The following is a 16,496-nucleotide window of genomic DNA, read 5'->3' as shown; positions in this document are numbered from 1 at the left end:
ACTGCGTTGATCGTCACCACCACCGCGGGCGACGTCCGCGGCCACGCCGGGGTCTACCTCGACATCCCTTACGCCGCACCACCGATCGGCGCGGGCCGGTTCGCGCCGCCCCGGCCACCCGAGCCGTGGGAGGGAGTCCGGGACGCGACGCGGCCCGGGCCGACCGCCCCGCAACCCCGCCGGGACGGCTTCGGCGTGCTGGACATGTCGCCGTACTTCGGGACCGGCTGGGTCCGCGGCGACGACTACCTCACGGCCGGTGTCTGGGCCCCGCCGGCGGCCCGGGACTGCCCGGTCATCGTGTTCGTGCACGGCGGCGGGTTCGTCACCGGCTCGACCCGCTCGCCGCTCTACGACGGGACGGCGTTCGCGCGCGACGGCGTGGTGCTGGTGACGGTCAACTACCGCCTCGGTGTCCCCGGGTTCCTCGACCTGCCCGGCGCGCCGCGCAACCGCGGGCTCCTGGACGTCGTCGCCGCGCTGCGATGGGTGCGCGAGAACATCGCGGCGTTCGGCGGTGACCCCGGCAACGTCACCCTGGCCGGCCAGTCCGCCGGTGCCACCATCACGGCCGGTGTCCTGGCCACGCCCGAGGCGGCCGGCCTGTTCCGGCGGGCCGTCGTGCAGAGCGGCAACGGCCTGGGCGCGTTCACCCCCGAGCAGGCGGCCCGGGTCACGCACGCGGCGGCTGCCGCGCTGGACGTCGAGCCGACGGTGGCGGCGTTCGGCGAGGTCCCCGACGAGCGGTTCGTCGCCACGCAGCTGGGTGGCCTGGACCTGCGGACCGCGACGGACTTCGATCCGCTGCTCGGGCTGAGCGCGTTCAGCCTGGTGCTGGACCGCCAGCCCGCCGAGGCCCTGGCGACGGATGCCGCGCTGCTCATCGGCACGAACGCCGACGAAGGCGCGCTCTACCTGGCGCCCCAAGGAAATCTGGCCACCTCGACGGAAAAAGACCTACTCGAGACGGCCGCGAAGGTGGCCGTCGACCCGGCCGCGCTCGTGGCGGACCACCGCGCCCGACGTCCACATGCGACAGCGGGTGAGCTGCGGTCGGCGATCATGGGTGACGCGTTGTTCGGCACCGGAACCCGTCGGCTCGCCGAAGCCCACGGCGCCGCGTACACCTACGAGTTCGCGTGGCGATCGTCCGCTGTGGACGGTCAGCTGGGCGCGGCCCACACGATGGAGCTGCCGTTCGTCTTCGACCGCCTGGATCTCCCGGCCCTGCGCGGTCCACGAGGCCTGCTGGGCACCGGGGAACCGCCCGCCGAGCTGGCGACGCGGATGCACACGGCGTGGGTGGACTTCGCCCGCACCGGCGACCCCGGCTGGACGAGATCGGAAACCTGCCGCTTCACCGAGCGGGCCAGCTCCACCGCATCCCCAGGATCCCCGGCGCCACCCCGGTCCTGAAGACGTGCGCGGGCACCACGGGCGACACGACGACCTCGGCCGTCTCGCGCTCGGGGCCGTCCGGGGAGTCCAGCCGATACGCGTGACAGGACGACGGCAGGGCGTTCGCGTCGAAGTGGACCTCCTGGAGGTGCTCGGCGACCGGGTGCCGGAAGCGGCGGTCGTAGCTGGTGTCCGGGACGCCGTCGGTGTAGTCGAACTCGTACTCGAGGATCGCCGTCTCGCCCTCGGCCAGCGATCGGCTCAGCACCAGTTCGCTGACGAGGAAACCGTGCTCCGGCAGCACTTCCGTGCGGCCGGGCCCGCAGTACCGGGTGGCCACCAGCCGCGGCGGTGTGCCCGCGACGCACCCGCGCAGCGTCACCACCCGGGCCTGCACGGGTTCCGCCACCGCCCGCACGACCTCGCGCACCCGCAGCCGGGACAGCGAGCGGTCGGCGCGGACGTGCAGGGACTCGTGCAGGCTCAGCACCACCAGCGCCGGGTCGTCGGCGGCTTCGAACGAGTTCAGCACCGGGACGACGCCGTTGCGGGGACCCCACAGCCGTTCCCACCGCACCAGGCCGACCGGGGAGCGCCCGCCGTCCGGGCGGTCGAGCAGGCCGGTCAGCGAGCCGGCGGGCAGCCCGAGGACGTCTTCCAGCACCGTGACCGCGCGGCGCGACTCGGGGCGCTCGGGCCGGGTACGGCCGGTGCGCCAGTAGCTGAGCGTGGTCGTGCTGACCGGCGCGCCCGCCGCGGCCAGCCGGTCCTTGAGGCGTGCGAGGCCCAGCCCGCTCTGGTCGACGGCCAGCGACAACGCCCGGCAGAACGGGCCGTCGGCGAGCGCGTGGGCCAGCTGCTCCCGGCGTCCCGGCGAATGCACCGCGAACAACGACATGCGCGTCCTTCGTGCGTAGGTCCGTTCGGTCTAACACCCCGGGTGGCCGGTGTCACCCGACGAACGATCTGTCCTGTTCCGTTGATGGGCCCGGATCTTCGGACGGTTACCCGGACGACCCCGGGCGCTTACTTTCGGTGAGTCCCCACCGGAAGTCCCCACCGGAAGTCCCCGAGGAGTCCCCCATGCGTGAATCCCACGGCCGGTTCGTCCGTGCCGCGGCGCTGCTCGCCGGTTCCTGCGCCGCCCTCGCCACGCTCGCCGCGGCCCCCGCGTCGGCGAGCACCGCGCCGCTCTCCCCCGATGCGGCGCCGTCGATCATCGGCGGCAGCACGGCGCAGAACCCCGGTTACATCACCCGCTTCAACGGCCACGCCAACGGTTACACGTTCTTCTGCACCAGCACGCTGATCGGCGCGCGCTGGGTGCTGACCGCCAAGCACTGCATGTACGACAACAACGGGCAGCGGCTGTCCGACATCGACCTCTACATCGGGTCGAACAGCGCGTCCGGCGGCGTGCACGCGAAGGCGTCGTCGACCTACGTGTGGTCCGGCGGCGACCTCGCCCTGATCAAGCTGAACACCAACGGCGGCACCACGTTCGCCCCGCTCGCCAGCAGCTCTTCGGACGCCGGAGAAGGCGACTCCGCCCGTGTCTACGGCTGGGGCGCGACCCAGGCGACCGACGAGGGCAGCCACCAGTCGAACGTCCTGAAGCGCGCCGACGTCCGGATCTCCGACACCTCGGCGTCCGACAACTACGGCGGCCCGGCGATCTCGGCCTCGACGCCCAACGGCGCGGTCGCGGGCGGCGACTCCGGCGGCCCGATGATCGACGGCGGGGTCCAGGTGGGTGTCTGCTCGACCAGTGACCGGTCCAGCATCACCACCTACGGCAGCGTCGCCGCGGGCCGCGGCTGGATCCGGCAGATCAGCGGCGTCTGAGGCGGCCCGGGGTCGCCGGCCGGCGCGCGGCCGGCCGGCGGCATCCGGTCGGTGATTATCCCCCAAGGGGTTTGCGCGATCAGAGTGCATTTTCTCCCTTGATGTAACACCTTTCGGACTTCTCGCGGCATACGGGACAGCGATCACGCTCGTTCCGGTCCCCGGCGCAAGGAGTTCGTGTGATGGGTTTTCGACGCCCGCTGTTCCCGCGCAAAGCCAGCCGAGCGGTGGCGGCGGGAGTGATCGTGCCCCTGACGGTCGCGCTCGCCACCGCCGTGCCCGCCGCGGCGGCGGTCCCCACCGGCTTCACCGACACCGTGGCGATCGGCGGGCTCAGCTCGCCGACCGCCGCGGCGTTCGCCCCCGACGGGAAGGTGTTCGTCGCCGAGAAGAGCGGCCTGGTCAAGGTCTTCGACTCGCTGTCCGACAGCACCCCGGCGGTGTTCGCCGACCTGCGGACGCAGACCCAGGACTTCTGGGACCGCGGCCTGCTCGGGCTCGCCGTCGACCCGGCGTTCCCCGCGCGGCCGTACGTCTACGTCTCCTACACGCTCGACGCCCTGCCCGGCGGCACGGCGCCTCGCTGGGGCGACACGTGCCCGACGCCGCCGGGCGCGACCGACCAGGGCTGTGTCGTCACCGGCCGCGTCTCCCAGCTGACGATGGGCCCGGCCGGCACCGCCGTCAGCGAGAAGCCGCTGGTCACCGGCTGGTGCCAGCAGTTCCCCAGCCACTCGATCGGCTCCCTGGCCTTCGGCCCGGACGGCGCCCTGTACGCGGGCGGCGGTGACGGCGCGAGCTTCAACTTTGCCGACTACGGCCAGGTCGGCAACCCCTGCGCCGACCCGCCGTCACCCGCCGGGACGAACCTCGCGCCGCCGTCGGCCGAGGGTGGCGCGCTGCGGTCGCAGTCCCCGCGCCGCGCGGCCGGGCAACCGGTGCTGCTCAACGGAACCCTGCTGCGCCTGAACCCCGACACCGGCGAGGGCGCGCCCGGCAACCCGTTCGCGAGCAGCGCCGACGCCAACGCGCGTCGCGTGATCGCCTACGGCGCGCGCAACCAGTTCCGCTTCGGCTTCCGGCCGGGCACCGGCGAGCTGTGGGCCGGCGACGTCGGCTGGAACACCTGGGAGGAGATCAACCGCGTCCCGAACGCCGGGGACGCCGTCGCGGAGAACTTCGGCTGGCCCTGCTTCGAAGGCGCGGCCAGGCAGGCCGGCTACGACGGTGCGAACCTCGACCGGTGCGAGTCGCTGTACTCCGCGGGCGGGCAGATCGCGCCGTTCTACGCCTACAACCACAACGCGAAGGTCGTCGCGAGCGACCCGTGCCCGACCGGCGGCTCGTCGATCAGCGGGATCGCCTTCGAGTCCGGCAGCAACTACCCGGCCGAGTACGCGGGCGCGCTGTTCTTCGCGGACTCGTCGCGGGGCTGCATCTGGGCGATGCAAACGATTGCGGGCCAGCCGAGCCCCACCAAGCTGGTGCCGTTCGTGACGGGGGTCAACGCGCCGGTCCAGGTCCTGAGCGGCCCGGGCGGCGACCTGTTCTACGTCGCTCTCGGCAGCGGTGAGCTGCACCGCGTCAGCCACCCGGCGGGCACCAACCGCCCGCCGGTCGCGGCCGCCACGGCGACGCCGTCGAGTGGCCCGGCGCCGCTCGCGGTGCAGTTCGACGGCACGGGTTCCACCGATCCCGACGCCGGGGATGTCCTGACCTACGCCTGGGACCTCGACGCGGACGGCGCGTACGACGACTCGACGGGCCCGCGCCCGGCGTGGACGTACACGACCGCGGCGGCGGTCGACGCGGGCTTGCGCGTGACGGACTCGCACGGCGCGTCGGCGACCACGACGGTCCGGGTGACGGTCGGCACTGCCGCGGGCCTGGACCCGGTCCCGGTGATCGACACGCCGGTTTCGTCGCTGACCTGGTCGGTCGGCCAGACGATCCCGTTCGCCGGCCGGGCGGTCGACGCCCAGGACGGCACCCTCCCGCCGGCGGCGCTGTCCTGGCGGCTGGCGGTCCGCCACTGCGCGGCCAACGGCACGTGCCACACGCACAACGTCCAGGACTTCACGGGCGTGGCGTCGGGTTCGTTCGTGGCACCGGACCACGAGTACCCGTCGTACCTGCAGCTGACCTTGACGGCGACGGACTCGACGGGCCGATCGGCGTCGAAGACGGTCGAGCTGCAGCCGAAGACGGTGACGCTGAACTTCACGTCGAGCCCGAACCAGGTCCTGCTCACGGTGGGCGGTACTCAGCAGCGGACGCCGTTCTCCCGCACGGTGATCGCCGGGTCGACGAACTCGATCAGTGCGGACAGCCCGCAGAACGTCCCGCCGCTGAACCTGAAGTACGCCTTCTCGAGCTGGGCGCACGGCGGGGCGCGGGCGCAGAACGTGGTGGCCCCGGCGACGAATACGACGTACAAGGCGAACTACCGGCTCTGCTGGCTGCTCCAACCGTGCTGAGTGATCCGGCGCGGTAGCACTCCGCCGGCGACGCGGGTGGTCGATCGGTTCAGCGGGTCGACGAACGCGTCGCCGCGGGGTGTGCGGCGCAGGCGCACCGCTCCGCTGTGACGTAGGCGATCGTCCACGGACCGGTACTGTCCACTACGGACTGCCAGTGCCGAGTGTCTCTCGCCGGGCAGGTCCGCCGGATGAGGCTGGACGTGCGACCCCCTGATCACCTCCGTTCCGCACCACACCACCGATCCCGGCGCTGATCAACCCTTTCGGCGATCGCCGAAAGGGGTGGTGCCCGCCGCACGGAGGATCCGATACTTCCCAGTGCCGTGCCTGCGGACCGGACTGGGAGCCCGGTCGCCGCGCCGGTGCCACACCGGGGCCGCACCGACTGGGGATCGGACCGGGCACACATCACCCTCACCCGAACCCGCTCGCGCCGCTCGGCGCCGGGCGTTCCGGGTGCGGAACTCCGCACACCTTTGGAGCCACCGTGCTCGTTGCACGACGTCGTATTCCGCTCATGGTCGCCGTGCTGGCGATCGCGGCCGGGGTGGTCGCGGCCACCCCTGCCGCCCACCACGCCGGCCCGCTCGCGGGACCACCGGGCGACGGTTCCGCCGTGGCCGCGAAGACGATCGCGAAGGCGACCGGCGAGCGGGTGGAGGTGGCGGCGAAGACCACCGAGACCTCGCAGACGTTCGCCAACCCGGACGGCAGTTTCACCCGCGAGCAGCGCGTGACGCCGGTCCGGGTGCGCCGCGGCGCGGGCTGGGTACCGGTGGACCGGACCCTGCGGCGCGGTGCGGACGGGACGGTGGCCCCGGTGGCCGCCGCGAACCGGGTCACGTTCTCCGGCGGTGGCGACGCGCCCCTGGTCAGGTTCGTCAAGGACGGCAAGGAACTCGCGCTGCGCTGGCCCGCTCCGCTGCCCGCGCCCGCGCTGTCCGGGGATTCGGCGACCTACGCCGACGTGCTGTCCGGAGTGGACCTGCGGGTCACCGCGACGGCCGCCGGCTTCTCGCACGTCCTCGTGGTCAAGACCGCCGCGGCGGCCGGCCGGCTCACGAGAATCCCGTTCGGGCTCGAGACGCGGGGCCTTTCGGTCGAGACGGCCGGCGGCGGCGTGCTGAGAGCGACCGACCCGGCGGGCACCGTGGTGTTCCAGGCCCCGCCCGCCGAGATGTGGGACGCCGGTGCGCGGGCGGCCGACGGACGGCCGCGGCAGCGGGCCGCGTTCCCGGTCGAGGTGTCGGCGAAGCAGCTCGTGCTGGTGCCGGACCGGAAGCTGCTCACCGATCCGGCGACCCGCTTCCCGGTCGAGATCGACCCCAGCTGGGGCGCCGGGCAGAGCGGCTGGGGCCTCGCCTACGACGTGCCCGCCGACTACCGCGGCAACACCTACTGGGGCGGTGACGGCGACGGCTTCGCCAAGGTCGGCTACTCGTCGTGGGAGTCGCCGACGGTCCGGGTCCGGTCGTACTTCCAGTTCGACGTCGGCGACCTGCACGGGAGCCAGATCCTCGACGCGGAGGTCAACTTCTTCGAGGTGTGGGCGCCCTCCTGCACGGCCAAGCGCGTCGACCTCTACTACACCGAACCGACCGGGCCCGGGCTGAGCTGGAACAACCAGCCGCGCTGGAACGCGCTGGCCGGCTCGGTCGACGCGGCGCACGGCTACCCGAACTGCGGCGCGGACTGGGTCGGTTTCGGCGTCGGCGACGAGGTCGCGGACGCGACCGGGCGCGGCCTGCAGACCGCGACGTTCGGCCTGGTCTCCGGCGACGAGTCGGCGAACGCGAACGGGAACGCGTCGTGGAAGAAGTTCGACCCGAACCCGAACCTGATCGTGACCTACAACAACCGCCCGGAACCGCCGGAGGGGCTCGCCTCGGACCCGAAGGGCGGCTGTGACGGCGAGCCGGACGAGCCGTACGTCACCACTGCCACCCCGACCCTCAAGGCGACGCTCACCGACCCCGACGACGACCACCTCAGCGCCGAGTTCGTCTGGGCCAACCGCGCCGGCGCGCAGGTCGGCGCCCAGGACACCGAACGGCAGGAGTCGGGGACGGAGTTCCGGCTGCGCATTCCGGACGGCGCCTTCAAGGACGGCTCGAAGATCGCCTGGCGGGTCCGCGGCAGCGACGAGCACGGCTTCGACGGCGACTATTCGCCGTGGTGCGACATCACCGTCGACCTGTCCGCGCCCGGCAAGCCACCGATCGTGAACTCCCTGGTCTACCCGGAACGCGGGGAAGGCGGCGCACCGGGCCAGACGGCCGAATTCACCTTCGACGCCAACGGGGTCGCCGACGTCGCGGAGTTCAAGTACCGCCTCGACGGCCAGTCGGAGAAGACCGTCAAAGCCGTGAACGGCAAGGCGAGTGCGTTCGTCACGCCACCGACGCGTGATCCGTACACGCTGCACGTGACCAGTGTGGACCGGGCGGGCAACCGCGGCAGCGAAGCCAACACCAAGAACTACGATTTCCGCGTCGCCGTGCCCACTCCCCCGGACGACTACTGGCCCCTGGACGGCCGGCACCTGACGACCACCGTGCCCGACAGCCGGAACGCGGGCCACGACGGCACGTTCCCGCCCGCGAAGGCGGTCTGGACGCCCGGACGGGTCGGCGACGCGCTCCGGTTCGACGGCTCCGCCGGGTCTTCGGTCACCACCGCGGGCGGCCCGAGCGTCAACACCATCGCGAGCTTCTCGGTGAGCGCGTGGGTCCGGCTCGACGGCAACGACGGCAAGACGCGGACGGCGGTCAGCCAGGACGGCACCCGGTTCTCGCGGTTCTCGCTGGGGTACACCGGCGGGGCGGCCAACTCCTGGGCCTTCACCATGGCCTCCGACGACAACGGCACCGCCGTGTCACGCACCGCAGCGGCCACCGGTGCGCCGCAGCTAGGTGTGTGGACCCACCTGACCGGCGTCTACAGCTCGACCGACAACCGGATGGACCTGTACGTCAACGGCGCGGCGGCCGGGACGAACACCTTCACCACGCCGCGGGCGGCCGTCGGAGCCGTCCAGATCGGCCGCGGGCAGCGGGACGGCGCCGCCGGTGATCCGTGGGTCGGCGCCGTGGACGAGGTCAAGGTCTACAACCGCGCGCTGCCGGACGTGAAGGTCGCCGAGGCCACCGAAATCGACCTCCTGGCCACCCAGCCGGCGGTCGAGGAAGCGGCCTGGCGGCTGGACGAGGGCACCGGCACCACGACCACCGACGCGTCCGGCGGCTACCGGACCGCGACCCTGCAACCGGGGGTGAGCTGGGTGCCGGGGAAGGTCGGCGCGAACGCCGTCCGCACGGACGGCACGGGTTCCGTGGTCGCGGACGGGCCCGCGGTGCGCACGGACAGCAGCTTCACGGCCACCGCCTGGGTGAACGTGGACGACACCACGACGTCCCGCGTGGCGCTGAGCCAGGACGGCGACCGCAACAGCGGCTTCAGCCTGATGTACCAGGCCGCGGCGAAGAAGTGGGTCTTCTCGATGCCGCAGTCCGGTGCCGACACCGCGACCGTGTTCACCGCGGCCGACTCCGCCCCGCCGCTCGTGCAGCGCTGGGTGCACCTGACCGGGGTGTACGACGCCTCGGTGCCCGAGATCCGGTTGTACGTCAACGGCGCATTGACCGGACGGACCGCGGTGCCCGGCGGGATCAAGGCGAACGCGGCGGGCCCGCTGCGCATCGGCCAGGCCAAGGCGAAGGCCCTGATCACCACTCCCTTCAAGGGGATCGTGGACGAGGCGCACCTCTACACCGGGGTGCGGACCGACGCCGAGGTCCGGGACGAGTACCTCAACCCGGTGACCGATCGCCGGTGGTCGGGCTCGCTGACGCGCTACGTCAGCCACCGCTCCGAGCACTTCACGGCCACCGGGCCGCCGCCGCGGGCGTACGCGCTGGAACAGCAGCTCGGCTGGCTGGCCCCGGTGGGCACGCCCGGCACCCAGCCGCTGTACGCCTGCCGGCTCGGGACCGACGAGCTGACGTCCCTCGACCCGGCGTGCGAAACCGGGACGAAACTGGGTGTTCTCGGGGCGGTCTATCCGACGGCGCCGACGGACAAGGCCGGCCGGATGCTCTACCGGTGCGGCACCGGCGGGACGGCGAACGAGCGGTTCGATTCGCCGGACCCGGGGTGTGAGGGACTCACCGTCGAGAAGCAGCTCGGATACGTGCTGAGCTACGCGCAGCTGACCCGCTACGTCAAGATCGAACGCGGGATCGACCGGCGGACCAGCACCACCACCGTGCCGGTGCCCTACCTCCGCGAGGGTCCGTTGTGGGCGGTGTCGCTGCAGGCCGTGCCGGGCACCGTGCCGTTGCTGTCCTGCGTCGAGAACGGCGACAGCTTCACGTCCCTTTCGCCTTCCTGCGAAGGGAAGACGGTCACCGGGCAGCTGGGCTGGATCTGGTCCGCCCCGCCGTCCGGAATGCAGAGCCTGCCGTTGACCCGCTGCGCGCAGCAGGGCTCGGGAGAACGTTTCGACGCGTTGACGTCCGATTGCGACGGGCAGGTCGTCGTGGACGTGCTCGGTTATGTGGTGAGCCCGTGAACTGGGGAGACATGACAAGAACCCGAAGAGATCCGAACAAGTGGCGGTCGGTGGTCGCGCTGACCACCGCGACGGTGCTGACGTGGTCGTTGGCCGTCGCGGTGCCCCCGGCCGCGGGCGCGGCGACGCGCCCGCCCGGTGACCCGGCGCCGTTGACCACCTTCAAGCCCGTGACCGGCAAGCCCGTCGCGACCAAGGCGTTGGCGCCGGAACCGGACGCGGAGCGCGCGCTGCGTGCGGCCCCGAAGGTGGCGTGGCCCGCGGCGGGCACCGCCGAAGTCGCCTTCCCGGCCGCGCAGACGCAGGCCAAGCAGGCGGCGCCGGCCGGGACCCTGCCGGTGCGGCTGAGCTCGTCCACAACGGACTCGGCGAAGGCCGCCGCGCCGCAGCCGAAGGTCCGGGTCGAGGTGCTCGACCAGAAAGCCGCCGCCGCGGTGGGCACGCCGGGGATGCTGGTCCGGCTCAGCCGGGCCGACGGCGTGCGCCAGGCCGCACCGGTCACCGCGGAGCTGGACTACTCCGGGTTCCGCTCGGCGTTCGGCGGGGACTGGGCGTCCCGGCTGAAGGTCGTCGCGCTGCCGGCCTGCGCGGCCACCACCCCCGCCCGCGCGGAGTGCCGCACCCAGAAGCCGCTCGAGACGCACAACGACGTCAAGGCGGGCCGCGCGTCCGCCCCGGTGGCGGCGGAACCGGACGGCGCGGTGTTCGCGCTGGCCGCGACCGCCTCCGGCCCGACCGGCGACTATTCGGCCACCCCGCTGGCCCCGGCGGCCTCCTGGGGTGTCGGCACCCAGAGCGGGACCTTCACCTGGCAGTACCCGCTGACGGTGCCGCAGGTGCCCGGCGGGCTCGTGCCCGACCTCGCGATGTCCTACAGCTCCGGTGGTGTCGACGGCCGCGTCGTGTCGACGAACAACCAGGCCTCCTGGATCGGTGAGGGCTGGAACCTGGGCGCCGGGGCCATCTCCTGGCAGTTCAAGGCGTGCGCCGACGACGGCGTCCAGCCCAAGACCGGCGACACGTGCTGGGCCGGCAACTACGCCACCATGGCGTTCGCCGGGCACAGCGGCGAGCTGATCTTCGACGACAACGAGAAGATCTGGCGGCCGAAGAACGACGACGGCACCCGCGTCGAGTACCTGTCCGGCGCCGACAACGGCGACCGGGACGGCAATTTCTGGCGCGTCACCACCGTCGACGGCACGCAGTACTACTTCGGGTCCAAGACCGAGACGAAGTCCACCTGGACGGTCCCGGTGTTCGGCAACGACGCCGGCGAACCCTGCCACGCCGGCGACTACGCCGGTTCGTCCTGCGACCAGGCGTGGTCCTGGAACCTGGACTACGTCGTCGACCGGCACGGGAACACGATCAAGTACTTCTACGACCAGGAGCGCAACGCCTACGGGATCAACCTGGGCCAGCGCAAGGCGGAGTACACCCGCGCCGGCACGCTGCGCCGCATCGAGTACGGCACCAACGAGAAGGTGGGCGGCGCGGCACCGGCCGTGGTCGAGTTCGAGACCGCGGACCGCTGCGTCGAGGGCAAGGACTGTGCCCAGCACACCAAGGAGTCCTATGTGGACACTCCGTGGGACCAGCAGTGCGACGCCGCCACCTGCGAGAAGCTGGCGCCCGCCTTCTTCTCCTCGAAGCGGCTGGCGAAGGTGACCACCAAGCTGCTGGACAAGCCGGTGGACTCGTGGACGCTCTACCAGACCTACCCGGACCCCGGCGACAACACTTCCCCGTCGCTCTGGTTCAAGAACATCACGCACACCGGCCTGGTCGGCGGCAGTGTCGCCGAGCCGCCGGTCGTGTTCAACGGTTCACTGGCGGCCAACCGGGTCAACAGCGCGGCGGACGGCCTGCCGCCGATGAACAAGTTCCGGATCGGCGGGGTGCGCAACGAGATCGGCGGCGCGGTCCAGGTCGACTGGGCGCCGGTGGACTGCACCCCCTCGACGCTGCCGAAGCCGGAGACGAACCAGCAGCGCTGCTTCCCCGTCCGCTGGGCGTTCCAGCAGGGGCAGCCGAAGGACGACTGGTTCCAGAAGTACGCGGTGGGCCGGATCGTGCAGCTCGACCGGGTCGGTGGCGGCCTCGCGGACGTGACCGGCTACGAGTACCTGGACGGCGCGGCCTGGCACTTCACCGACAACCCGCTGGTCCCGGCCGAACGGCAGACCTGGTCGGAGTGGCGCGGTTACGGCCGCGTCGTCGAGCGCCACGGTGACCCGGCCGCCGATCCCGGCGTCAAGGTGACCAAGAAGGAACTGCGCTACTTCCGCGGCATGAAGGGCGACAAGCTCGACGCCGGCGGCGGCGAGAAGCCCGGCGTGGTCAAGGATTCGCAGGGCGGCGTGGTCGACGACGCCGACGGGCTCGCGGGCTTCGTCCGCGAGGAGAGCACCTTCAACGGCGACACGACCACACAGGTCGGCGGCACCATCACCGACCCGCTACGCAAGGAGACCGCGAAGCAAGGCGCTCGCGCCGCCTACCTCGTCAAGCCGGAAACCGTGCGCGGCCGCACCGTGCTGGCCGCCGGCGGCGTCCGGCGGACCGAGTCGGCCAGCTCCTACACCGACGAGGGCATCCTCACCGCCACCGACGACAAGGGCGACGTCGACGACGCCGCGGACGACCAGTGCCGGACGATCACCTACGCGCGTGACGACGACAAGCTGCTGCTCACGCTGCCGAGCGAGGACAAGGTCGTCGGGGCCGCGTGCGGCACCACCGCGGTCTTCCCGCGCGACGCGATCTCCGACACCCGCACCTACTACGACGGCGGCGACCTCGGCGCTCCGCCGACGCTGGGCAAGGCCACGGTGACCAAGGTGGCCGGGAGTTATCCCGGCGGTACCGCGAAGTTCGAGGTCGACGCCCAGGCGGGTTTCGACGGCTACGGCCGGGCGGTGACGACCACGGACGCGCTCGATCGGGTGACGAAGGTGGGCTACGAACCGGCCACCGGACCGCCGGCCAAGTCGACCCTGACCGATCCGGCCGGGAACGTCACCACCACGGTCCTCGACCGGCAGCTCGGCAAGCCCACGCAGACGCTCGACGTCAACGGCAGGCACACCGACATCGCCTACGACGCGCTCGGGCGGGTCACCGAACTGTGGCAGCCCGGCCGGTCGAAGGACGCGGGCGAATCCGGCAACGTCCTCTACGACTACACCGTCCGCACCGACGCGATCAGCTCCGTCGCCACGAGGACGTTGAAGGCCAACGAGAACTACACGACCGCGTACACCCTCTACGACGGGCTCGGCCGGGAGCGCCAGACCCAGTCCGCCGCGTGGATGATGCCCGGTCAGACCGCCAGGATCGTCGCCGACAAGATCTACGACTCACGCGGTCTCGAGGTGAAGGCCAACAGCGGCTACCTGGCCACCGGTTCGGCGGGCACGGACCTGTTCGCCTCGTCGGCGGGTGACGCCGACGTGCCGTCCCAGACCGTCACCGAGTACGACGGTGCCGGGCGGGCGACCGCCTCGGTGCTGCGCAGCGCGGGCGTCGAACAGTGGCGCAGCACGACCGAATACCGCGGGGACAGCATCGCGCAGACCCCGCCGAAGGGCGGCACGGCGACGACCGCCAGGATCGACGCGCGCGGCCGCACGACCCAGCTCGGCCAGCACCTCGCGGCGACCCCGACCGGTGCCGCCGACACCACGAAGTACAGCTACACCAAGGCGGGACAACCGGAATCGGTGACCGACGCCGCGGGCAACGTCTGGAGCTACGGCTACGACGCCCGCGGCCGGACGACCTCGGCCAAGGACCCCGACAAGGGCGAGTCGACCATGACCTACGACGCCGCCGGGCAGCTGACCGGCAAGAAGGACGCCCGGCAGCAGACCGTCGCCTACAAGTACGACCTGCTGGGCCGCCGGACCGAGACCCACGCGGACTCGGCCGACGGGCCGCTGCTGGCCCAGTGGACCTACGACACGGTGCCCGAGGCCGGCGGCAAGGTGGTCAAGGGGCAGATCGCGTCGTCGACGCGGTACGTGGGCGGCAACGCCGTCAAGGCGGAGGTCACCGCCTACGACGCCGGCTACCGGCCGACGGCCACGACGCTGACCGTGCCGGCGTCCGAAACCGGGCTCGCGGGCACGTACAAGACGACCGCCGTGTACAACGTGGACGGCACCAAGCGCAGCGAAACGCTGCCGCGGCTCGGGACCAACCTGGCCGAGGAAACCGTCCGTTACGGCTACGACGACTACGGCATGCCCAGCACCATGGCCGGGGCGGACACCTACGTCGGCTACACCCGCTACACCCCGTTCGGGGAGAAGGAGATGGTCCGCCTCGGCACCACGGGCGCCGAGACCTGGGAGCGGCGCGGGTACGAACTCGCGTCGCACCGGCTGGCCAGGACGGTCGTCGAGCACGCGAAGACGACCGATCTCCAGTCGGACGTCGGGTACGCCTACGAGGCCGCCGGCACGGTGAAGTCGTTGTCCACCAAGGTTCCCGGTGCCGCCGAGGACCGGCAGTGCTTCGGCAACGACTACCTCGGCCGGATCACCGACGCCTGGACGTCGACCGCGAACTGCGCCGGCGCGCCGGGCAGCGCGACCGGCGGCCCGAGCGCCTACTGGTCGACATTCGGCTACGACCAGATCGGCAACCGCAAGTCGGACACCTCGCACGGCCTCGGCGGCGCGGCGGACGTCGTCCGCAAGTCCGAGTACCCGGCGCCCGGCGCGCCGCAGCCGCACGCGCCGAAGACGGTGACCACCACCGGCCCGGCGCCGGCGAAGGTCGACACCTACGGCTACACGGCCACCGGCGGCACCACCGGCAGGCCCGCGCCCGCCGGGGGCACCCAGACCCTCGCGTGGGACGCGGAGGACCGGGTCGTCTCGGCGGCCGCGGGCTCGGCGGTCACGACCTACACCTACGACGCGGACGGGAACCGGCTGATCACGCGGGACGCCTCGGGCACCACGCTCACCCTGCCGGACGGCAGTGAACTCCGCTACGACGCGGCGACCAAGGCCGTCACCGGCACCCGGTCCTACTCCGCCGGGGACAGCACGGTCGCGACCCGCCGGACCGGCCAGCTCTCCGGGGTGTCCTGGATGTTCCAGGACCGCTCGGGCAGCGACACGGTGTCGGTCGGCGCGACGTCGTTCCAGGTGACCAGGAGGCTGCTCGACCCGTTCGGCCAGCCGCGTCCGGCGCAGCCGGCGGGGTGGACCGGAAACCGCGGCTTCGCCGGTGGCTCGCCGGACCCGGCGACGGGACTGACCCACCTCGGGGCCCGTGACTACGACACGAAGACCGGCAAGTTCCTTTCCGTGGACCCGATCCTGACGCTGGGGAGCCCGCAGCAGTTCAACGCCTACGCGTACGCGGACAACAACCCGGCCACCAAGTCGGACCCGACCGGCCTGATCGTGCAGAGCTGCCCGGACGGCGAGTGTCCCAACGGGCACGGCGCCTACGGCGGGATCAGCGGCAAGAACCCGGCCACCAACGACCCGGTCGGTGGCGGGAAGAGCGTCTTCGACATCCCCGCGGGCATGGCGTTGCCGAGGGCGTGCCAGGGCGGCACCGACCTCACGGGTGTCGGCTCGATCGCGACCTGGTGCCGCGGGGTGATCGCGTCGAAGGCACCGGCCTGCGACGGGAGTTTCACCTCGCTGCTCAAGGGCGAATGCGCGAAGCAGCGTGAGGAGATCAGGGCGGTCGCGGCCGCCGCGGAAACCGAGCGCGCCCGCCAGTTCGAGCTGGCGAACAAGGAGGATCACGGCGGGTTGGTGATGACCTGCGAAGCACTCACCGGTCGCGCCGCCTACGTCGCGGGTGGCTGGCAGGAATGCACGTCCGAGGCGGATCCGGGTGCTGTGCTGCACGTCGTCAAGGTCGGCGGTGGTTATGGCTCGGGCGTCTCGAACCTCCAGTCGAAGGTCTACGTGATGCACGCGAAGACCCTCGACGACGTCGCCGGCTGGGGCTGGTCCCTGGACGGCGACGCGGCCTACGGCCCGATCGGAGCGAGCGCGGGCGTCGGAGCCCACTTCGCCGGAGAAGCTCATCCCCACGTGGAAGGCGGCGTGTCCCTCGGAGGTGATCTGACCCACCTTTCGAATCTCTCCGACCTGAGGGGCTTCTTCCGCGGAGGGTGGGAGGCGGGTGCCAGCCTGAACATCGAGAAGTCCTGGGTGACCAGGTAG

At 72.1% G+C, this 16,496-nt stretch carries 6 protein-coding genes; 5 read left to right on the top strand and 1 reads right to left on the bottom strand.

Features of this window, described 5'->3' with window-relative positions; genetic code table 11:
• Positions 1 to 6: 6 nt before the first annotated feature.
• Complete coding sequence (locus OHS18_RS47995; RefSeq protein WP_328615334.1) at positions 7 to 1,416, top strand: carboxylesterase/lipase family protein; 1,410 nt, start codon at positions 7 to 9, stop codon at positions 1,414 to 1,416.
• Here the strand turns inward: OHS18_RS47995 and OHS18_RS47990 are convergent.
• On the bottom strand, positions 1,358 to 2,296 hold the full coding sequence (locus OHS18_RS47990) for a hypothetical protein (RefSeq protein WP_328615333.1): 939 nt from the start codon (positions 2,294 to 2,296) through the stop codon (positions 1,358 to 1,360). The genes OHS18_RS47995 and OHS18_RS47990 overlap by 59 nt on opposite strands.
• A 185-nt stretch (positions 2,297 to 2,481) precedes the next feature.
• Here OHS18_RS47990 and OHS18_RS47985 point away from each other — a divergent pair, with 185 nt between their 5' ends.
• The 4 genes from OHS18_RS47985 (at position 2,482) to OHS18_RS47970 (ending at position 16,496) form a co-directional block, all read left to right on the top strand.
• Positions 2,482 to 3,243, top strand: coding sequence for a S1 family peptidase (locus OHS18_RS47985; RefSeq protein ID WP_328615332.1), 762 nt, complete (start codon positions 2,482 to 2,484; stop codon positions 3,241 to 3,243).
• A gap of 182 nt (positions 3,244 to 3,425) precedes the next feature.
• On the top strand, positions 3,426 to 5,720 hold the full coding sequence (locus OHS18_RS47980) for a PQQ-dependent sugar dehydrogenase (RefSeq protein WP_328615331.1): 2,295 nt from the start codon (positions 3,426 to 3,428) through the stop codon (positions 5,718 to 5,720).
• 520 nt (positions 5,721 to 6,240) lie between these two features.
• A complete protein-coding gene (locus tag OHS18_RS47975) occupies positions 6,241 to 10,293 on the top strand; it encodes a LamG-like jellyroll fold domain-containing protein (protein ID WP_328615330.1) in 4,053 nt (1,350 codons plus the stop codon).
• An 11-nt stretch (positions 10,294 to 10,304) separates the two neighbouring features.
• Positions 10,305 to 16,496 carry an RHS repeat-associated core domain-containing protein gene (locus OHS18_RS47970; protein WP_328615329.1) on the top strand — a complete coding sequence of 2,064 codons (6,192 nt, stop codon included), beginning with the start codon at positions 10,305 to 10,307 and terminating at the stop codon, positions 16,494 to 16,496.

It is taken from the genome of Amycolatopsis sp. NBC_00355 (assembly GCF_036104975.1).
GTDB lineage: Bacteria > Actinomycetota > Actinomycetes > Mycobacteriales > Pseudonocardiaceae > Amycolatopsis.
Note: the sequence above shows the minus strand (reverse complement) of the source record. Positions and strands in the feature narration are given on the sequence as shown.

Bases quoted from the DNA above. Each gene is read 5' to 3' on its own strand.
- OHS18_RS47975 (WP_328615330.1), top strand. From the start codon at position 6,241: ATGGTCGCCGTGCTGGCGATCGCGGCCGGGGTGGTCGCGGCCACCCCT.
- OHS18_RS47970 (WP_328615329.1), top strand. From the start codon at position 10,305: ATGACAAGAACCCGAAGAGATCCGAACAAGTGGCGGTCGGTGGTCGCG.
- OHS18_RS47990 (WP_328615333.1), bottom strand. From the start codon at position 2,296: ATGTCGTTGTTCGCGGTGCATTCGCCGGGACGCCGGGAGCAGCTGGCC.
- OHS18_RS47980 (WP_328615331.1), top strand. From the start codon at position 3,426: ATGGGTTTTCGACGCCCGCTGTTCCCGCGCAAAGCCAGCCGAGCGGTG.
- OHS18_RS47985 (WP_328615332.1), top strand. From the start codon at position 2,482: ATGCGTGAATCCCACGGCCGGTTCGTCCGTGCCGCGGCGCTGCTCGCC.